Consider the following 20,546-nt stretch of genomic DNA (forward strand, 5'->3'; position numbering starts at 1 on the left):
GGGACGGGGTAGGGTAGGTAGGGGTGGTGGCTTTGTGGGTTTAGGTAAAATCAAATTCGTATAGATCGCAGAACCACCCTCTCCCCAACCCTCTCCCGCCAGACGGGAGAGGGTGCAGGTTACAAATAAAAAACAAGGTCGTCTGAAAATGTGAAACCAAGTTTAGTAAAACTCGTTCACGCTCGTTTTCAGACGACCTTTTCTCTTACTTATCCACAGACTGGTTTACCCAATCCGAAATCTTTTAGATTTTGCCTGCGAAGTATTCCAAAGTGCGGACGAGTTGGCAGGTGTAAGACATTTCGTTGTCGTACCAGGCGACGGTTTTTACCAGTTGTTTGTCGCCTACGGTCATCACGCGGGTTTGGGTTGCATCGAAGAGTGAGCCGTATTCGATACCGACGACGTCGGAAGAAACGATTTGATCTTCAGTGTACCCTAAAGCATCGCTGGCAGCAGCTTTCATCGCAGCATTGATTTCTTCTTTGGTCACAGGGCGTTCGAGGATGGAAACCAATTCGGTCAGCGAGCCGGTGGCGACAGGGACGCGTTGGGCGGAGCCGTCGAGTTTGCCGTTCAATTCGGGGATAACCAAACCGATGGCTTTGGCGGCGCCGGTACTGTTGGGCACGATGTTGAGCGCGGCGGCGCGGGCACGGCGCAAATCGCCTTTGCGGTGCGGTGCGTCAAGAGTGTTTTGGTCGCCGGTGTAGGCGTGGATGGTGGTCATCAGGCCTTCGACTACGCCGAACTCTTTTTGCAGGACTGCCGCCATCGGGGCAAGGCAGTTGGTGGTGCAGGAAGCGGCGGAGATGACGGTTTCGCTGCCGTCCAAAATGTCTTGGTTCACGCCATATACGACGGTTTTCACGTCATTGCCGCCGGGTGCGGAAATAACGATTTTGCGCGCACCGGCGCGGATGTGGGCTTCGGCTTTGGTTTTGCTGGTAAAGAAGCCGGTACATTCGAGAACGACGTCCACGCCCAATTCGCCCCAAGGCAATTCTTCAGGATTCGGATTGGCGAAGACTTTGATTTCTTTGCCGTTCACCACGATGGCATCGTCTTTCAATTCGGCAGTACCTTGGAAGCGGCCTTGGGTGCTGTCGTATTTGAAAAGGTGCAGCAGCATTTCGGCAGGGGTCAGGTCGTTGACGGCGACGACTTCGATACCTTCGGCTTTTTCAATTTGACGCAATGCCAGACGGCCGATGCGGCCGAAACCGTTAATCGCTACTTTGATGCTCATTTTCATACTCCTTGTAGTAGGGAAAGGGGAAAAATTTCAATAAGGGCATTGTATCCTGAAATAAAACTACTACCTAGAATTACACGAAGCTACTTTAAAAATGTTTGATTTAAATAAAAAAACCATGAAATAGGTCGTCTGAAAACGTACATTGGCAAGATTTGCATCCATATTTGGGGATAAATTCCGGCCGGTTTTTAAATTAATATGTGATTATTTAAAAAAATGGTGATTATGATGAGTACGTCCCTATTTTGTGGATAACCTGATTACTGGTTTTATAATCAAATTGTTGTATTCATTTAAAGGCTGCGTTCAAGTTCTGTTTTTTGTAAGAACAAAGTCGGATAATCTGTAATTGTTTGAATTTTTCTGTGGATAAAATCAGATTTGTCCACTTCGATTACACGTCATTTTGTGGATAATCTTATCGGTACAAAAGGTCGTCTGAAAATCTGTGGCTGCGAAACGTCTACATTAGCAAATACTATTAAAAATAATGGATTATTTTTCCTTTTTATCGTATTATCCAAACATCAAACCAATGATTACTAAGGAGGCGGTTCATGCTGCAACGAACTTTGGCAAAATCCATCAGCGTAACCGGCGTCGGGCTGCATTCGGGCGAACGGGTCGCGCTGACCTTACACCCTGCGCCTGAAAACAGCGGGATTTCCTTCCGCCGTACCGATTTGGACGGCGAAATGGGCGAAACCATCAAACTTACGCCCTACCTCATCAACGATACGCGCCTGTCGTCCACCATCGTGACCGACAAAGGCGTACGCGTCGGCACCATCGAACACATCATGTCCGCGCTGTCTGCCTACGGCATCGACAATGCACTGATTGAGTTGAACGCGCCCGAAATCCCGATTATGGACGGCTCCAGCCTGCCGTTTATCTATCTTTTGCAAGACGCGGGCGTTGTCGATCAAAAGGCGCAAAAGCGGTTTTTGAAAATCCTCAAGCCTGTCGAAGTCAAGGAAGCGGGCAAATGGGTGCGCTTTACGCCGTATGACGGCTTTAAAGTGACGCTGACCATCGAATTCGACCATCCGGTTTTCAACCGCAGCTCGCCCACTTTTGAAATCGATTTCGCGGGCAAGTCCTACATCGACGAAATCGCGCGCGCGCGCACCTTCGGCTTTATGCACGAAGTGGAAATGATGCGCGCCCACAATCTCGGGCTGGGCGGCAATTTGAACAACGCCATTGTGATTGACGACATGGACGTTTTGAATCCGGAAGGTTTACGTTATCCCGACGAATTCGTCCGCCACAAAATCCTCGATGCCATCGGCGATTTGTATATCATCGGACACCCGATTATCGGCGCATTCGAAGGCTACAAATCCGGCCATGCCATCAACAACGCTTTATTGCGCGCGGTTTTGGCGGACGAAACCGCTTACAAATGGGTTGAATTCGGCGACGATGAAGATTTGCCGTCTGCCTTCCACGAGCTGCCCGCGGCTTGAGATAAGACGGCGTACAAAAATGCTGTGGATGATGGTTCGTCCACAGCATTTTTATTGAATGAGACCTTTGCAATAACATAGGTTACTAAAATTTTATGCTCAATCTCATTTTCAAAATGCAAAACTTTTCTGATTTTTCCTACTTTTTGCTCAATATTAGGAAGGTTTTAGTCAATTGAAATTTTTTGGCGCATTTTTATGCGTCAAATTTCGTTAACAGACTATTTTTGCAAAGGTCTCAAAACCATCTTCTGCCAATATTTCAACCTTGATTATCCACATGACTATCTAATCTATCCTTCTGAAAAATAGAAAGATTATATTTTTTCTCAAATTTTATACACATTTTATCCATAGCTTTTCTCCAGCGGTAAAAAAGGTCGTCTGAAAACCCAAATTCGGATTTCAGACGACCTTTTATCCACAAGCCGATCAGTGATCAATCGCCCATGACTTTGCCTTCGCGGCGCGGGTCGGCACCGCCGAGCAAACCGTCTTTGCCGATCACAATGCCTTGTACGCCGGAATTCAAATCGCGGACTTGGACTTTATAGCCCAGTTTTTCCAAGTCTGCCGCTTTGTCCGCCGCAGCGGTTTTTTCCTCGATTTCATATTGGCTGCCGCGATTGAGCATATTCGGCAGGGAGATTGCCGCCTGAATGTCCATGCCCCAGTCGATATGCGCCACCAGCGTTTTGGCGACGAAACCGATGATGCGGCTGCCGCCGGGCGAACCGACCGCCATATAAGGTTTGCCGTCTTTCATCACGATGGTCGGCGCCATCGAAGAACGCGGCCGTTTGCCGCCCGCCACGCTGTTGGCAACGGTTTTACCGTCCGCGCCGACAGGGTTGAAAGCGAAATCGGTCAATTCATTATTGAGCAGATAGCCGTTTGCCATCAGCCCCGAGCCGAACGCGTTTTCAATCGAAGTCGTCATCGACACGACGTTGCCGTCTTTATCCACCACCACCAAATGGCTGGTGGACGGCAGCTCTACCGCCATACCCTGCGCGTATTTCTTGCCAAACTTACCCGCCTGAATGTTTTCCAACGCCTTGTCGGCTTGGCGGATTTCTTCAGCACGCGGTTTCAGATAAGCTTGCGAAATCAAGGCTCGGGTCGGGACGTTGACAAACGCGGGATCGCCGATGTAATGATCGCGGTCGGCAAACGCAATTCTCGACGCATCGCCTATCCAGCGCCAACTGTGGATATTTTCCGATCCCAACGCCTTCATATCCTGATTTTGCAACACGCCCAAAATCTCGCCCAAAGCAATCGCGCCCGAACTTGGCGCGCCCATGCCGCAGACTTCGTATTCACGATAGGGCGCACAAACCGGTTGACGCTCGACGACGCGGTAGTTTTTCAAATCCGACAAACTGATTTTGCCGGGGTTATCCACAGCGCCGGTAACGGCACGGACAATATTCTGCGCCTGCGCCCCCTGATAAAACGGCGCACTGCCTTTTTCCGCCAACAGGCGCACGGAGCGGGCAAATTCAGGGTTTTTCAACACCGTTCCCGCTGCCAAAGGCTTGCCGTCGGGCAGGAAATACGCGGCAGTTTGCGGATAGCGTTTCAAAGGCTCTAGATTTTGCTCGATGGATTTCGCCATACGCGGCGAAACGGTAAAGCCTTGTTCCGCCAAAGCAATCGGTTTGTCAAACAGGCTTGCCCACGGCAATTTGCCGTAACGCTTATGGACATCTTCCAGCAGCTTCGGAATCCCCGGCACGCCGACCGAACGACCGCCGACTACTGCGTTCATAAAGCCCATCGGTTTGCCGTTTTCATCCAAAAAAAGCTCCGGCGTTGCCGCTTTCGGCGCCGTTTCGCGGGCATCAAACGTCGTCAGTTTTTTCGCCTTATTGTCCCAATACACCAAAAACGCGCCGCCGCCCAAACCGGAAGACTGCGGTTCGGTCAGACCCAAGGTCGTCTGCATGGCAATCATCGCATCTATCGCGCTACCGCCGCGTTTTAAAATCTCGTATCCCGCCTCGGTCGCCAACGGATTGGCAGACGCCGCCATATAATGTTTGGCGCGGATCAATTTCTGCTCGGTCAGCCCCGTCCCTTGTTCCGGCGCATGGTTATCCACAGCCGTCGGCACAGGCGCGGCATCAGGTTTCTGCATCGGCTGATGCGCACATGCCGCCAAAACCAAAACTGCCAACAGGTTTAATCCAAAAGAAAATTTCATATCTGCTCCCTTTTAGTTAGCTATTTTTCAGACGACCTGCTGTTGAAAAGTACAAAAGGTCGTCTAAAACATGAAAATCCATTGGACTGTTTATCTCGTCATACAGTTCCGTTTGAGAACGGTATAAACCGGCAGGCTGTGTGTATAGCCGGAAAGTTATGCACAGAGCCAAACCGAATGTCAAAATTATCCACATCTGCCAACAAGGCAAACGTCAGTTTATCCGCATCCAAAATCTGCATTCAACTTATTGAACTGAATAAGGAATCAAAGTTATACACAAAAAAATGCGCGACTCAATATAATCATCTATTTATTATTTAAAATCTTATTTATAGTTTGTTTTCCCAACGCGCAGCCAACGCTCGCAACGTAAAGTCATCTTTTCAAAAAATTAGATAGTTAAGGATTGTTAAACATCTGTAAATCAGATAGAGTTGCGGCTGATAAATTAAATTAATAATGGAGTTTCCATCAATGAAAGGCGATATCGGCGTCATCGGCTTGGCCGTTATGGGTCAAAACTTGATTTTGAATATGAACGATCGTGGTTTCAAAGTTGTGGCTTACAACCGGACCACCGCTAAAGTAGACGATTTTCTCAACGGCGCAGCCAAAGGCACCAACATTATCGGTGCCTATTCATTGCAAGATTTAGTAGATAAACTGGAAAAACCTCGCAAAATCATGATGATGGTGCGCGCAGGTTCTGTCGTTGACGACTTTATTGAGCAACTTGTCCCGCTTTTGGAGCAAGGCGACATTATTATTGACGGCGGCAATGCCAACTATCCCGATTCCACCCGCCGCACCCACGAGCTGGCGGCAAAAGGCATCCGCTTTATCGGCGCGGGCGTTTCCGGCGGCGAAGAAGGCGCGCGTCACGGTCCGTCCATCATGCCCGGCGGCGACGAAGCCGCATGGCCCGCCGTCAAACCCATCTTCCAAGCCATTGCTGCCAAAACCCCGCAAGGCGAACCCTGCTGCGACTGGGTCGGCCGCGACGGCGCAGGCCATTTCGTCAAAATGGTGCACAACGGCATCGAATACGGCGATATGCAGTTGATTTGCGAAGCCTATCAATTCATGAAAGACGGCTTGGGTCTGAGCTACGACGAAATGCACCGCATTTTCAGCGAATGGAACCAAACTGAGCTGGATTCCTACCTGATTGAAATCACCGCCGCGATTTTGGGCTACAAAGACGAAAACGGCGAACCTTTGGTCGAAAAAATCCTCGATACCGCCGGACAAAAAGGTACAGGCAAATGGACCGGCATCAACGCCCTCGATTTGGGTATCCCGCTGACGCTGATTTCCGAAGCCGTGTTCGCCCGCTGCGTGTCCGCGCTCAAAGACCAACGCGTTCAAACCGGCAGCTTGTTCGGCAAAACCATCAGCCCCGTTGACGGCGACAAAGCCGCATGGGTCGAAGCCCTGCGCCAAGCCCTGTTGGCATCCAAAATCATCTCCTACGCACAAGGCTTCATGCTCATCCGCGAAGCCGGCGAAAACAACGATTGGGCATTGAACTACGGCAACACCGCCCTTCTGTGGCGCGAAGGCTGCATCATCCGCAGCGCGTTCTTGGGCAACATCCGCGACGCATACGAAGCCAATCCCGATTTGGTGTTTTTGGGTTCCGATCCCTATTTTAAAGGCGTATTGGAAAACTGCCTGCCCGCATGGCGCAAAGTGGTCGCCAAAGCCATCGAATGCGGCATCCCCATGCCCTGCATGGCTTCCGCGATTACCTTCCTCGACGGCTACACCACCGAACGCCTGCCCGCCAATCTGTTGCAAGCCCAACGCGACTACTTCGGCGCGCACACCTACGAGCGCACTGACAAACCGCGCGGCGAGTTCTTCCACACCAATTGGACAGGCAAAGGCGGCGATACCGCATCGACTACTTACGATATTTGATTTGTTTGAACCAGCGAAAAGGTCGTCTGAAAACCAAGATTCAGGTTTCAGACGACCTTTGCCGTTTTAAAGCATCGGTTTTTGATAAAATCCACTGATTGCTCACAACTTATCCACAATTTAAACCTAATTCCAATTCAATCAAACCAAACCTAATTCATTGAAAACTATTGATATACAAAAAGGTCGTCTGAAAATTTTCAGACGACCTTTTAAATTGTTCACAAAATTATCAACAGGACTAGGGCTGTCGGCATCAAACCAGATTCTGCGGATTGCCTGTGACGAAGCGGTTGATGTTGTCCACAAGGATGTCAAACAGACGGTTGGCGGCCTCTTGGCTTGCCCATGCAATGTGTGGCGTGACAATGAGGTTGGGCAGGCGGGCTTTCAGCAGAGGGTTGCCGTCGCGCGGCGGCTCTTGTGTCAACACGTCAAAACCTGCCCCGCCGATTTGGCCGTATTTCAACGCCGCAACCAAAGCGGCTTCATCAACCAAGCCGCCGCGCCCGCAGTTGATGAGGATGGCGCCGGGTTTCATTTGCTGCAATTCGGCTTCGCCTATCATGTTTGCCGTTTCCGGCGTGAGCGGGCAATGCAGCGACAGCGCGTCGGCGGAGCGGATGACTTCGTCAAAGGAAACATAGCCGTCGCGGACGGTTTCGGCGTGTTTATGTTCGGCGAACACGACATTCATTTTGAAAGCCTGCGCATAAGTTGCCAGCGTTTTACCAATATTGCCGCGACCGAAAATCGCCAGTGTTTTGCCGTTCAAATCGCGCATCGGTGCGCCGAGGTGGCAGAAAAACGGCGAGTTTTCCCACAAGCCTGCTGCAACGTCTCGCTGATAGGCAGGCAGGTTGCGCATCAGGGTAATCATCAGCATAAAAGCGTGTTCCGCCACTGATTCGTTGCCGTAAGCGCGGATGTTGCACACGCTCACGCCCGCTTGCTTGGCGGCAGCAAGGTCAACATTGTTGACGCCCGTCGCGGCTAGCGCAATCAGTTTGAGCTGCGGGTTGGCGGCGATGTGTTCGGCGGAAATCACGACTTTGTTGGTAATGATGATGTCCGCGCCCCGTATGCGCTCGGCGGTCTGATGCGCCTCAGTCGAACCATAGCTGCTTAAAGTATGCGGAAAATCAAAGTCAAACGGACGGTCGGCAAGCGTGTCGCGGTCGAGAACGGCAATGCACAGCGGATTCATTTTTTACCTATCGAAAATTAAATAATGATTGAAATAAACTAAATTTAAATAAAATATTCAAAAGATACGGCGCAATATACGGCGCAGTTGAGAATAGTTATAGTGGATTAACAAAAATCAGGACAAGGCGACGAAGCCGCAGACAGTACAGATAGTACGGAACCGATTCACTTGGTGCTTCAGCACCTTAGAGAATCGTTCTCTTTGAGCTAAGGCGAGGCAACGCCGTACTGGTTGAAAGTTAATTCACTATATTATCCGAATCATACAGACATCACCATATCAGGAAACCATCATGATTAAAACCATGACCTTTGCCATTTTACATTTCGCCACCGCGTTCGGCGTTGCCTATATTTTGACCGGCAGCATCGGCATCTCAAGCGCAGTCGCGCTGGTCGAGCCGCTTGCCAACACCGTCGTTTTCTATTTTCACGAAAAAGCATGGCGACGTTACGAAAAAAGTAAAACCGTGAAACAGGAATGGACTACGCCGCTGCACCATTGTGGATAAGTTTTGCAGGGAGGTCGTCTGAAAACGGGTTATGGCATATTGTTTCTTATTGATAAATATTCTTTCAACAAAATGGATATTTATTAATCCAAACGAAATCAATAAAATGCTTTCCATCGCTTGAACGCCTATGCAGTTCATCTTTTATATTCAACATCATAAGGAAAGTATCATGAAAAAAGCACTCTTCGCCTCCCTCATCGCCGTTGCCGCCGCCGCATCTTTTGCCGACAGCCGCATTCCTGAATGGAACCATGCCAACGACTCCGGCCCCATTCCGGGTTTAGCCAAAGTCGAATATCACGACGCGCACGATATGCGTAAAGATGATGACCGCGTGAAATTCACCGCACCTGCCACAGGCGTGCGCGAAATTACCGACATCGGCTACAACGACACCTATGCCCGCTCGCTGCAAAACGGCTCAAATTGATTGCCCATCGGTTGACGATAAGTTGAAAGGTCGTCTGAAACGTATCCACCCGTTTTCAGACGACCTTTTGCTTTATCGGAAACGGCAGCTATGATACCCTTCAGCGCGGAATATCGAAGAGTCGATATTGTTAACTGATTGAAAACGCTATGAAAGGATAAAACATGAGCGGTTTGATTATTGAAGATTTGCAGGAAGGCCACGGCAAAGAGGCCGTGAAGGGCAAGGAAATTACCGTGCATTACACCGGTTGGCTGGAAGACGGCACCAAATTCGACTCCAGCCTCGACCGTCGTCAGCCGCTGACGATTACGCTGGGCGTGGGTCAGGTCATTCAAGGCTGGGACGAAGGTTTCGGCGGCATGAAGGAAGGCGGCAAACGCAAGCTGACTATCCCCGCCGAAATGGGCTACGGCGCACGCGGCGCGGGCGGCGTGATCCCGCCTAACGCGACGTTGGTTTTTGAAGTGGAGCTGTTGAAAGTTTATGAATAATGCCTGACGGCGTTGTAATGGATTTTCTGCTTTGAAAAAGAGCGAAAGGTCGTCTGAAAACCGAATTTTGAGGTTTTCAGACGACCTTTTTGTATCTCATACTGCTTTAGTGAAATCCTGCTTTAATGGTTCTACAAATTTTCGAAATTAAAACAAAGCCGCACTCAGCCTGCGGATGCGGTTTTCGTCTCCCAATACGCCTGCGCTTTGCAACAGTTGCAAATAAGCCTTGATATAGCCGTATTTGGCTTCGGCGAGTTTTTGTTCTGCATCCGATGCCGCCTGTTGCGCCTGTATTTCCTCCAGATTGTTACGGATACCGACCTGCCGTCCCAAACGGGTTGCTTCCAGCTTGGCACGGTTGCTTTCCAAAAGGCGCTGTTGGGCCGTAATCTGCATTTTATTACTGCGGATCGTGTCATACGCCTGTTTGACGGCAAGGCGGATTTTACGTTCGGCCGCCGTCAGCAGCTCGCGTTGCTGCATCTCGCGCGATGCGGCTTCCTTGATTCGGCCCGATATTTTGCCGCCCGTAAAAAGCGGCATGCTGACCTGTATATTGAATGTTGCCCCTTTGCTTCGGTAATCTTGGTCGAAACTGCCCGCACCGTATGCACTGTAATCGTAGTGGTAAGTGCCCCTGCTGTCCGTATAACCGCCGTTGACAGTTACCGTCGGCATCCTTGTTCCTTTTGCGGCCTTTACTTCCTGCTGTGCGTTTTCCAGATTCTTACGCTGCAACTGCCATTCCGGATTATGCGCCTGGGCCAAGGCCTGCCATTCCTGTTCTTGGGAATAGTCCAATAAATCGACAGGTTCGTTTCCGCCCTTCATATTCAAAACGGTAATTTCGCTAGGATTCAGCCCTGTCAGATTGGCAAGCGTGCTTTCCGACGTTTTCAGCCTGGTCAGCGTATCTACTTCTTTAGCCAGCGCATTGTCGTAACCCGACATGGCCTCATGGGTATCCAACACCGTTGCCGCTCCTTGATGGAACATTTCCTGCGCACGCTTGACCTGTTTTTCATAAGTATCTTTCTCCGCACGAACCGCCCGCAGCTTGTCCCTATACATCAATACATCGAAATAAGCATTTGCCACTTCTATCCGCAGTTCGTTACCTCTGTTGTCCAACCGGATATCCGCCATCTCTTCAGCCAATTTTCCCTGTTTGTATTGAGCGAATTTACTGCGGTCGAACAATACTTGGCTGATTTGGACGTTCCAACCGTTGCTTTGGGTATTGGAAGAAAGCGAATAAGGCTGTTTCTGATATTGGTAATTGGCACTTGTCTGAGGCAGAAGATCTGCCCGTGCCAGTACCTTTTTCGCCGCTTCGGCATCGCGTTCGTATTTTGCCGCAGAATAATCGGCGGAATATCCCAATGCAGCCTGCCAGGCATCAAACAGCGTGAAAGAATGAGCGGCAGGGGAAATCAGGCAAACAGGTAAAACGCACCAAAACGTCAATTTAATATCAGACATGACTAATATTATTTCCTAAAAATAAAATAATTAGTGTATATATTTTCTAAAATAGTTTTCTCGGATAAAAAATATTACAACGCTATAAAAAAAGATGAAAATTATCATACGGCATTGAAAAACTATAACTCTGATTTTCTAATAATTAATGTTTGTAAAGATATAAAATTTAATTATGTGTTTATCTTAAAAAGGCAAATAACCGAGACTGCGTTATTAAGATATTATCTTTAAAGGGTAAGGTAAAAAGATTTTGATTCAAATATGGTAATGATAACTTAAATTATCTTTGCGTATTCGTGCAAAATTAAACAGAACTAATTCTCATTTTTCTCTGTCCCACTAACACGCAACCGATGAAACGGCAAAACATAAAAGCCGTTACATCCTGATTAATCAACGTGATATGAGGTAATAATCATGAAAGATCTGAAACAGCACGAATTGGAACAAGTAGCCGGCGGTTACAACTTCAGAGACTTCCGGAAAGACTGGAAAGATTTTTGGAAAGAAATGGGCGACGGCTTCTCCAAAGCCGGCGACGCTTTAAGCGACGCATGGAAAGAAGCCCGCGAAGCCGTTCGCAACAACTGAATCATAGATTCGGTATAAGGATACAGAGAAAGAAAACATTTTTCGCAGAAATATTTTCTTTCTCCGTAAGACGGGAGGCGGAGAGCCGCCTTCCGGTTTTAAACGGGCTTTATGCCTTTTGTAAAACTTAATCTTTAGGAGATTATTATGCAAACTTTAGCTATGAATGATTCTTTTGTCCGTGAATTGACTATGGAAGAATTGGATTTGATTGCCGGTGGTATTGATTGGGGCGTGGTTGCTGCTGGTGCATTAGGTGGCGGCTTTGGTTCTGCCAAATGGGGAGCTCCCTTAGGACCATGGGGTGTTGCTGGTGCAGCCGCTTTAGGTGCGATTGGTGGCGGCGTTCTTGGCGCAGCAGCAACTTGGAATGATTAATTATTTTTAAATTTTTATATAAGGATTTTTATTATGCAAAAACTGGAAATGAAAGACATTGAAAATGTAACTGGTGGTTGGAGTTGGAAAGGTGCCGTTATGGGAGGTGCTGCTGGCTTTGGTGGAGGATCATTTGGAGGTCCTGTTGGCGCTGGTATTGGGCTAGGTGTTGGATTTGTTGCCGGTGGTGTGTTGGGTGAACGCTGGACAACAGGCTAATTAAATTTAACCCCATACATAGGTACAGATGAAATCTGTACCTATGTACTTATTCTACTATTTCTATTATTGGAGAAAGTATGAGTAAAAAAAGTAATCTGAAACCTATATTAATTACTGATTTAATATTGTTTATTATGCTGATTTTGGTATATTATTTCGGGTCAAATTATACTTTGTTAAATTCAATAGTTTTAAGCTTCCTGTGTACATTATTTGTTTTTGCATTAACAGTATTTGGAAGAAGGTTTTTTGAGAAAAAATCTTAATTAACATGTTTTCATAATATAAAGATATGTTAATTATGAAATTTATTGAAGAATTATTTATTATTTAAGGAATTTATTATGAAACAACTGGATATCAAAGATTTGGAAAAAATTTCCGGCGGTATTACCGAAGGAGGCTGCGTCCTTCCTGTCATCAATTTTCCGTGGATGAGATGGTTTTGATCGGAATAAGGTTCTGCCCCGAAGGTGCAGCCGTTTAGGTAAGGATGCCCATGCGGTTGCTTTGACGGGCAGTATCTTTTCAGACGACATGTTGTTTGGAATGGTTTTGGGAAATCGAGATGAATAAAAAGCGCAGCTTGAAATCGATATTGTTTTTGGACTTTGCCGTATTCGCCGTCTTGTCTGCGGTGTATTATTTTTTTTCCAAATACGCTTTATCCCGTTCTCTATTGCTTGGTTTTTTATCGGCATTGTTTATATTTCTCATGACCTTGGCGGGCGAAAAACTTTTGAAAAACCGAACGGAAGAGTAGGTAGGGACGGTTTATCGTATGGACGGCGATCGGATTTTTGGTAAAGGCAAGCGGTTTCAGGCTGTTTTGACTGTGTGCAAATATGTCTTTGCCGTATTCTGTCTGATGGCGGTATGCGGTTGGTGCTATGAGCTTTACCGTTACGGATTCGTGTGGAATGTTTTTGCTGTTTATGCCGAGGCATTTTTGATGTTTTTGTCTTTGGTATTGTTTACTGATTATTCGTTGCGGCGCATATGAAAAAATTTATCGATTTGAAAGTCGTTTTTCTATCAAACATCCTATTTTCTGTTCTGCATTGGTTTGTTTACCCCATGAGCCTGAAGCCTACAAAAACCAATATGTTCTGGACAATATCGTCATCCTTGCCATGACTGTTATTTGTTGCCATTTGTCGAAAAGGAAGTAGGACTATGAAGAAGATTGAAAAAAACACCAAAAAATTATTGAAAAATGCGGCGGTTTCGGGCGTGGTTTACTTTTCGGTAAACTTGTTAATGTCGTATTTTTTCATTTATCCGAATTTTGCCAAGTCGCTGCGCTATGCTGCTGTTTCCACGTTGATATTCGTACCGCTTATCCTGCTTCTGAACAAATTTTTCAATAAAAAATACCATGACTCAAGACAAGAAAACTAAAACCCTTTATGTCATTATTTTCAGCATTGTCGCGATTGTCGGCTTTTTGTGCGGGATTGCCGTCGGCTTGAACAGTTTGAAATAATGGTTGATATGCTTTAGGAAGTTTTTCAGACGACGTATTGAGAAATCGAGTGTAATGAATGGCTGATAACAACAGTTTTTTCCGCCCTGAGATTTTCGAGGCGAAGAAGAACAAGTGGACGGGGCATGTCGTCATGACCCGCCCGTTTTCTTTTGTGTTTTTGACGGGCTGCGCGGCTTCGGCGGCGGCGGCGATTTTATTGTTTGCCTTTTTCGGCAGCTATACGCGCAAGACCAATGTCGAGGGGCAGTTGATGCCTGTGTCGGGCTTGGTGCGGGTTTATCCTGCGGATACCGGCATCGTTACCGAGAAAATGGTGAAAGAAGGCGATTTTGTGCAAGAAGGCGATGTTCTGCTGAAGCTTTCGATGCCGCGTTACAACGGCGAGGGCAATATCCGCGACCGTCTGGTCAAGGAGGCGGAAGCGAAAAAGGAAATGCTGCTTCATGAAATCGAGCGGCAGAAGAAGTTGCAGGAAGGGGAGGCGCGGACGACTACCGACAGCGTCAGCCGTCTGGAAAACCAGCTTGCCGATGTGCGCAGCCAGATTTCGGGACAGAAAAAGCGTGTAGCGCTTGCCGAAGAGTTGATTGCGAAATACCGCCCCCTTTTGAAAAAAGGTTTTATTTCCGAACAGCAGATGATGGACTATGAAAACGGCCGCCTCGACCAGCTGTCCCAACTGAATGCGTTGCGGCGGGAAGAGTCTGGCATTGTCCGCGAGTTGAATGCGCAGCGGCAGACCTTGAAAACCCTGCCCGAAAAACAGCAGACGGAGTTGAGCCAGTTGAATCGCAGTGTGGCGGAAATCACGCAGGAAACGTTGAATCTGGATTCCCAGCAGGAACAGGTCATCCGTGCGAGCAAGTCGGGTTATGTCAGTACGTCCAATGTAGAAGTCGGTCAGCAGGTAACGGCTTCAACCCTGTTGCTCAGCATTGTGCCGGGCAAGACGGATTTGGTGGCGAACCTTTATGTACCGAGCAATGCCATCGGCTTTATCAAGCCTGACGATAAAGTGATTCTGCGTTATCAGGCTTATCCTTATCAAAAATTCGGTCATGCCGAAGGCAAAATCATTTCCATTGCGAAAACGGCTATGGGCAAACAGGAGCTTGCCAATTTGGGCGGTGTTTATCCTGCCGATACGGAAGAAAATCCGTCGCGTCCGAACGAGTCGGTTTATCTGGTGAGGGTCAAACCTGAAAAGCAGACGGTCAAGGTTTACGGTGAAGAAAAGCCGTTGCAGATGGGGATGGCTTTGGAGGCCGACATCCTGAACGAGCGTAAGAAACTTTATGAATGGGTACTCGACCCGCTTTACAGCATTGCAGGAAAATTAGGCCGATGAGTTATTTGGAACGTTTGTCATTCGGATTCAGCAAAAAGCTGCCGGTGGTTTTGCAGACGGAAATTGCCGAGTGTGGCTTGGCATGTCTGACTGCGATTGCGGGCTATTTCGGCTATCACACGGATTTACGCACATTGCGGCAGAAATATTCGATTTCGCAGACGGGTACGACCATGGCGAACATCGTGCATTACGCCAACGATTTGAACCTGACTTCGCGTCCGCTACGTTTGGATTTGAACGACCTGCCCAATTTGAAACCCCCCTGTATCCTGCATTGGGATTTGAACCATTTTGTAGTCTTGAAAGAAGTCGGCAAAAAACGGCATTACCATCATGGATCCCGCTGTCGGAATGCGGAAAATCCCGATGGAGGAAGTGTCGCAAAAATTTACTGGCATTGCGCTGGAAATGTGGCCGAACACGCATTTCGAAGCGAAAGACGACAAGCAGAAAGTTAAAATTTCCGCTTTGGTCAAAGGCATTACCGGCATCGGCAAATCGCTTATCCAAGTATTGATTTTGGCGTTTGCTTTAGAAATTTTCGGTTTGGTCAGTCCGTTTTTCACTCAATGGGTTATCGACCATGTGATTGTTTCCGCCGACCGAAACCTTTTGCTGACGCTGGCACTCGGATTCGGCCTGATGAAAATCATCGAACAACTGACTTCCCTGCTTCAGGCATGGGTCAATATGCACCTGACGACCACGCTGAACGTGCAATGGAAGGCGAATATGTTCAAACGCCTGCTCGAGCTGCCCAGCGATTATTTCAGCAAACGGCATTTGGGCGACGTAATATCGCGCTTTCACGCCATCGACGACATTCAGGACACGCTGACTTCGACTGCGTTTAAAACCGTTTTGAGCGGCATTATGGCGGTCTTTACTTTAGGTTTGATGTTTTTTTACAGCCCGATGCTGACCGTCGTCGTATTGATTGCGCTGGTGTTGTACATCATCATCCGCATCGCGGCATATTATCCGCTGCGTAATGCGACCGAAGAAAACATTGTTCATGAAGCCAAGCAAAACACTTATTTCATGGAAACCGTGCGCGGTATTCATACCGTCAAACTGTTTGAGAAAGACGAACAGCGCCACAGCTCATGGATGACGTTGTTTGTCGATACCGTCAATGCCCATCTGACCACCCTGAAGCTGACCAACGTTTTCGATTTCGCCAACAAACTTTTGTTCGGCATCGAAGGCATCGTCATCATCTACCTGGGCGCAACCCGCGTATTGGACGGTGTCTTTTCCGTCGGCGCGCTGATGGCTTTCCTTGCCTACAAAGACCAGTTTGAAAACCGGGTGGGCGATTTGGTCAACCAATACATCAAAATCAAAATGTTGGGGCTGTATGCCGAGCGCCTTGCGGACATCGTATTGACCGAAACAGAGGCGGAAGAAGTTGCAGACCCGTATGTTCCCGAGATTTCGGGCGATATTGATATTGCCGTAGAAAACGTGTCGTTCCGCTATTCCGACAGCGAACCCTATGTCCTGCAAAATTTCAGCTTGAACATCAAACAGGGCGAATCCATCGCGTTTACGGGCAGTTCGGGCTGCGGCAAATCGACGCTGATGAATATTTTAATCGGCAACCTCAAGCCCGAATCGGGAAAAGTATTGGTGAACGGGCACGACATCCACAAACTTTCGCCCAAGTTCATCCGCGGCTTGAGCGGCACGGTAACTCAGGACGACGTATTGTTCGCAGGCTCGATTGCCGAAAACATCTGCTTTTTTGATGAAACGCCAAATATGGAATTAATAGTGCAATGTGCGGCGATGGCGATGATACATGAAGACATTATCAGAATGCCTATGGGCTACGAAACCCTGATTGGCGATATGGGTAATGCCTTGTCCGGCGGGCAGAAACAGCGCGTCATCTTGGCACGCGCGCTGTACAAAAGACCACGCATCCTGTTTTTGGACGAGGCCACCAGCAATCTGGACATGAAGAACGAACTGGCGATTAATGAAAACCTGAAATTGCTCAACATTACCAAAATCATGGTGGCACACCGCAAGGAAACCATCGAATCCGCCGATAGGGTGGTGCGGATGCAGAAAGCAGGGGGCCAATAAAACGCCCATGCGTAGGCAAGCTTCAAAAAAGGTCGTCTGAAAACCGAATTTTCAGGTTTCAGACGACCTTTCATTGTCCGATTCCTTCTAAAAACAGTAAAATACCCGTTTTAAAAGATTCTGGAGCCATCATTACCGCCAAAACCCGTTTCGCCCCCAGCCCCACCGGCTACCTACACATCGGCGGCGTGCGCACCGCCTTGTTTTCATGGGCGTTTGCCCGCCATCACAAAGGCGAGTTCTTATTGCGTATCGAAGACACCGACTTGGCGCGTTCCACCGCCGAATCCGTCAACATCATCCTTGACGGCATGAAATGGGTCGGTCTCGATTACGACAACGCCGACAACGTCGTGTACCAAACCCGCCGTTTCGACCGCTATACGGCCTGAGCCTATGATTTTTGCAGCCGCTATTTCAATCGGATGTAAAACGTACCGTCCGGCACGACGGGCAGGTATTTGCGGTAGAAGTCCAGATAGGTCTTGTTTGGGTCTATGTCGGCAAACTGCTGCGGATACAGGGTTTTGGCGATAAATTGCGCGCTGGCCAAATCGGTGAGCGAGCGGGAGGCGGTGTGGTAGATGCCGTAAACGCGTTTGTTTTTGACGGCAGGAATGTCTGCCCAGCCTTTGCGTTTGACAAATCCGGCCAGGCGGCGTTGCGCATCGGCCTGGCTGATGCCTATGCCCATCGCCATAATGCCAGGCTTGTCTTTATGGCCGTTTTCCGTCCCCGAAATGACGATGACGTCGGGTTTGGCCGTCAGGAATTTTTCAGGGTTTATCGGTCCCCAGTTTTTAACGTAAGGCGCGGCGATATTGTTGCCGCCTGCTGTGTCGGCAATCGCGCCCCACATATCTTTGCCGAAGGTGTAGCTGTATTCAGACGGGCCTTTGTCGCCGAACTCGATATAGATTTTCGGTTTGGACTGCTTGGAGCGCGCGACGCGTTTTTGGATATCGGCAATGCCTCGGGCGTATTCGGCGGCAATTTTTTGGGCGCGCGCCTGCGTACCGTTGAGTTCGCCGAAAATTTCCGCACTGCGCGTGTGCCGCGCGACGGTTTCGGCGTTGAAATCGACCACGACGACGGGTATGCCTGCCGCTTTAATGCGCGGCAGGTGGGTGGCGACGGCCTTATACTGCCAGTCGGCCAGAATCAATACGTCCGGCTTGAGCGCGAGCGTTTTCTCCAGTGAAAACGTGCCGGTGCTGATGTTGCCGATGTCCGCAATGTTTTGCAGCGTAGGCAGCTTCTGTTTGAACATCGCCCAGCTGCCGGGATTGAATTTCTCCCAAAACTCACGCGAAATGCCGATGACGTTTTTAAATTTGTCCGCGCCCGTTACCGCGATATAGTCGGGATAGTAAAACGCCAAAACCGCGCGTTTGACAGGGACATCGACTTTGACTTCGCGTCCCAATACGTCTTTGATAGTTTTGATTTCGGCTTGGGCAAAAAGGGGCAGGAGGGCGAGGGCGGCAAATAAAGCGCGTTTGTTCATGAGCGGATACTTTCAAAGAAATAATTATCATTTGTCTTGTTTTCAGGAGAAAAGTTCCCAGACGGTCCTTCTGCGCCGACATTATAGTGGATTAAATTTAAATCAGGACAAGGCGACGAAGCCGAAGACAGTACAAATAGTACGGCAAGGCGAGGCAACGCCGTACTGGTTTAAATTTAATCCACTATATTTTCAGACGGCCTTACATTGTTTAAACCTTGCCGAAAAAGTAAAATACCTGTTTTCAAAGACTTTGGAGCCATCATGACCGTCAAAACCCGTTTCGCCCCCAGCCCCACCGGCTACCTGCACATCGGCGGCGTACGCACCGCCTTGTTTTCATGGGCGTTTGCCCGCCATCACAAAGGCGAGTTCTTATTGCGTATCGAAGACACCGACTTGGCGCGTTCTACCGCCGAATCCGTCAACATCATCCTCGACGGCATGAAATGGGTCGGTCTCGATTACGACAACGCCGACAACGTCGTGTACCAAACCCGCCGTTTTGACCGCTATAAAGAAGTCATCTCCGAACTCTTGGAAAAAGGCGCCGCCTACTACTGCTATTGCAGCAAAGAAGAGTTGGAAGCCATGCGCGAGAAGGCCGAAAAAGAAGGCACGGCGACTTACGACCGCCGCTGGCGTCCCGAAGAGGGCAAAACCCTGCCCGAAATCCCTGCCGACGTGCAACCCGTCGTCCGCTTCAAAACGCCTTTGGACGGCGTTACCCAGTGGACGGACTTGGTCAAAGGTGAAATTTCCATTCCCAACGAAGCACTCGACGACCTGATTATCGCCCGCGCCGACGGCACGCCGACCTACAACTTCTGCGTCGTCGTGGACGACTACGACATGGGCGTTACCCACGTTATCCGCGGCGATGACCATGTGAACAACACCCCGAAACAAATCAACATCTTAAAAGCCATCGGCGCAAACCTGCCCGAATACGGCCACTTGCCCATGATTCTCAACGAACAAGGCAAAAAAATCTCCAAACGCAGCGGCGACACTGTCGCCATCACCGATTTCGGCGCGATGGGCATCCTGCCCGAAGCCATGCTCAACTATCTGGCGCGTTTGGGCTGGGCGCACGGCGACGACGAGTTCTTCACGATGGAACAATTCATCGAATGGTTTGATTTGAAAGACGTTTCCCCGTCTCCAAGCCGCATGGACTTGAAAAAGCTCTACTGGATCAACGGCGAACACATCAAAATCACCGCCAACGAAAAACTTGCCGAACTTATCAAACCCCGCCTCGCCCTGCGCGACATTTACGACACGGCAAAACCCGCGTTGGAAGACGTATTGGCACTGGTCAAAGACCGCGCCCAAGACCTGAACACCCTCGCCGACGAGTGTCTCTACTTCTACGTCAAACAAACGCCCGCCGAAGCGGACGTGCAGAAACACTGGGATGACGAAGCCGCCGCCCGTATGCTGCGCTTTGCCGAACGCCTTGAAGGGCTGGAAGACTGGAACGCCGAAGCCATCCACGACCTGTTCAAACCTTTCTGCGACGAAGAAGGCATCAAAATGGGCAAACTCGGCATGCCCCTGCGCCTCGCCGTCTGCGGCACGGCGAAAACGCCCAGCGTCGATGCCGTGTTGGCATTAATCGGCAAAGAAGAAGTGTTGAAACGGATACGTTCTTAAAACGTTGAAAAGGTCGTCTGAAAATTTTCAGACGACCTTTTCGATTTTTCCGATACCCTTTGATTTCTTGTGAAATGGACGGCAGGTTGGAACAGAAAACACCTGCTCCGTCATTTTCGCGCAGGCTGGAATCCTGCTCCTTCGTTTGAGGGAATATTTAGAAATCACCATTATTTCAACTTTCCAGACTTCCGACTGCGCGGATAAATGCCGATATGGGGACTTTTCGTTTGAATCCGCTATAACAAGCGTTC

Annotated in this window: 16 protein-coding genes and 3 pseudogenes; 14 read left to right on the top strand and 5 right to left on the bottom strand. The window is 48.9% G+C overall.

The genetic code is table 11. The annotated features are described in order from the left end of the window. Nucleotides 1-244: 244 nt before the first annotated feature. Nucleotides 245-1,249, bottom strand: coding sequence for a type I glyceraldehyde-3-phosphate dehydrogenase (gene gap / locus NSCA4_RS0104860; protein WP_016687086.1), 1,005 nt, complete (start codon nucleotides 1,247-1,249; stop codon nucleotides 245-247). A gap of 566 nt (nucleotides 1,250-1,815) precedes the next feature. Between gap and lpxC the strand changes: the two genes are divergently transcribed. After that, nucleotides 1,816-2,730: a UDP-3-O-acyl-N-acetylglucosamine deacetylase gene (gene lpxC, locus NSCA4_RS0104865; protein ID WP_016687087.1), complete on the top strand. Its 915-nt coding sequence runs from the start codon at nucleotides 1,816-1,818 to the stop codon at nucleotides 2,728-2,730. Nucleotides 2,731-3,169: 439 nt separating this feature from the next. Here the strand turns inward: lpxC and ggt are convergent, their stop codons facing one another. Beyond that, on the bottom strand, nucleotides 3,170-4,939 hold the full coding sequence (gene ggt, locus NSCA4_RS0104870; protein WP_016687088.1) for a gamma-glutamyltransferase: 1,770 nt from the start codon (nucleotides 4,937-4,939) through the stop codon (nucleotides 3,170-3,172). A 477-nt stretch (nucleotides 4,940-5,416) separates the two neighbouring features. On the opposite strand from ggt, the gene gnd reads away from it, so the two are divergent. Continuing rightward, complete coding sequence (gnd, locus tag NSCA4_RS0104875; RefSeq protein WP_016687089.1) at nucleotides 5,417-6,865, top strand: decarboxylating NADP(+)-dependent phosphogluconate dehydrogenase; 1,449 nt, start codon at nucleotides 5,417-5,419, stop codon at nucleotides 6,863-6,865. 256 nt (nucleotides 6,866-7,121) lie between these two features. Here gnd and NSCA4_RS0104880 read toward each other — a convergent pair whose 3' ends face one another. Next, on the bottom strand, nucleotides 7,122-8,072 hold the full coding sequence (locus tag NSCA4_RS0104880) for a D-2-hydroxyacid dehydrogenase (protein ID WP_016687090.1): 951 nt from the start codon (nucleotides 8,070-8,072) through the stop codon (nucleotides 7,122-7,124). Between the two features lie 295 nt (nucleotides 8,073-8,367). On the opposite strand from NSCA4_RS0104880, the gene NSCA4_RS0104885 reads away from it, so the two are divergent. From NSCA4_RS0104885 to NSCA4_RS0104895, 3 genes are all read left to right on the top strand, one after another. After that, nucleotides 8,368-8,586 (top strand): DUF2061 domain-containing protein, encoded by a 219-nt coding sequence (locus NSCA4_RS0104885; protein WP_016687091.1) that lies wholly within the window; start codon nucleotides 8,368-8,370, stop codon nucleotides 8,584-8,586. Nucleotides 8,587-8,758: 172 nt separating this feature from the next. Next, the gene (locus tag NSCA4_RS0104890; RefSeq protein WP_016687092.1) at nucleotides 8,759-9,019 is read left to right on the top strand and encodes a hypothetical protein; all 261 of its coding nucleotides are present in this window, start codon (nucleotides 8,759-8,761) and stop codon (nucleotides 9,017-9,019) included. 164 nt (nucleotides 9,020-9,183) lie between these two features. Beyond that, the gene (locus NSCA4_RS0104895) at nucleotides 9,184-9,513 is read left to right on the top strand and encodes an FKBP-type peptidyl-prolyl cis-trans isomerase (RefSeq protein WP_003743612.1); all 330 of its coding nucleotides are present in this window, start codon (nucleotides 9,184-9,186) and stop codon (nucleotides 9,511-9,513) included. Between the two features lie 147 nt (nucleotides 9,514-9,660). Here NSCA4_RS0104895 and NSCA4_RS0104900 read toward each other — a convergent pair whose 3' ends face one another. Beyond that, complete coding sequence (locus NSCA4_RS0104900; RefSeq protein ID WP_016687093.1) at nucleotides 9,661-10,998, bottom strand: TolC family protein; 1,338 nt, start codon at nucleotides 10,996-10,998, stop codon at nucleotides 9,661-9,663. A gap of 420 nt (nucleotides 10,999-11,418) precedes the next feature. On the opposite strand from NSCA4_RS0104900, the gene NSCA4_RS15485 reads away from it, so the two are divergent. The 7 genes and pseudogenes from NSCA4_RS15485 to NSCA4_RS0104960 all read left to right on the top strand — a co-directional run. Next, nucleotides 11,419-11,592, top strand: coding sequence for a hypothetical protein (locus NSCA4_RS15485; protein WP_016687094.1), 174 nt, complete (start codon nucleotides 11,419-11,421; stop codon nucleotides 11,590-11,592). A gap of 147 nt (nucleotides 11,593-11,739) precedes the next feature. After that, nucleotides 11,740-11,970 (top strand): Blp family class II bacteriocin, encoded by a 231-nt coding sequence (locus NSCA4_RS0104910; RefSeq protein ID WP_016687095.1) that lies wholly within the window; start codon nucleotides 11,740-11,742, stop codon nucleotides 11,968-11,970. A 33-nt stretch (nucleotides 11,971-12,003) separates the two neighbouring features. Further along, on the top strand, nucleotides 12,004-12,189 hold the full coding sequence (locus tag NSCA4_RS0104915; RefSeq protein ID WP_016687096.1) for a hypothetical protein: 186 nt from the start codon (nucleotides 12,004-12,006) through the stop codon (nucleotides 12,187-12,189). A 347-nt stretch (nucleotides 12,190-12,536) separates the two neighbouring features. Continuing rightward, entirely contained in the window at nucleotides 12,537-12,641 is a 105-nt protein-coding gene (locus tag NSCA4_RS13750) for a bacteriocin (protein WP_016687097.1), read from the top strand. Between the two features lie 1,095 nt (nucleotides 12,642-13,736). Then, nucleotides 13,737-15,029, top strand: a complete 1,293-nt coding sequence (locus tag NSCA4_RS0104945; protein WP_016687102.1) for an HlyD family secretion protein — start codon at nucleotides 13,737-13,739, stop codon at nucleotides 15,027-15,029. Continuing rightward, nucleotides 15,026-17,126, top strand: a pseudogene (locus tag NSCA4_RS0104955) (peptidase domain-containing ABC transporter). The gene NSCA4_RS0104945 and the pseudogene NSCA4_RS0104955 overlap by 4 nt, the downstream one beginning before the upstream one ends. Nucleotides 17,127-17,257: 131 nt before the next feature. Then, nucleotides 17,258-17,509: pseudogene (locus tag NSCA4_RS0104960) on the top strand (glutamate--tRNA ligase family protein); the annotation flags it as partial. 29 nt (nucleotides 17,510-17,538) lie between these two features. Here NSCA4_RS0104960 and NSCA4_RS0104965 read toward each other — a convergent pair. Then, nucleotides 17,539-18,633 (bottom strand): ABC transporter substrate-binding protein, encoded by a 1,095-nt coding sequence (locus NSCA4_RS0104965; RefSeq protein WP_016687106.1) that lies wholly within the window; start codon nucleotides 18,631-18,633, stop codon nucleotides 17,539-17,541. A gap of 67 nt (nucleotides 18,634-18,700) precedes the next feature. On the opposite strand from NSCA4_RS0104965, the pseudogene NSCA4_RS15005 reads away from it, so the two are divergent. Further along, nucleotides 18,701-18,823, top strand: a pseudogene (locus NSCA4_RS15005) (IS5/IS1182 family transposase); the annotation flags it as partial. A 74-nt stretch (nucleotides 18,824-18,897) separates the two neighbouring features. Beyond that, entirely contained in the window at nucleotides 18,898-20,292 is a 1,395-nt protein-coding gene (gene gltX / locus NSCA4_RS0104970) for a glutamate--tRNA ligase (protein WP_016687107.1), read from the top strand. Nucleotides 20,293-20,546 lie beyond the last annotated feature (254 nt).

The organism is Neisseria sicca 4320, assembly GCF_000193735.1.
GTDB lineage: Bacteria > Pseudomonadota > Gammaproteobacteria > Burkholderiales > Neisseriaceae > Neisseria > Neisseria sicca_E.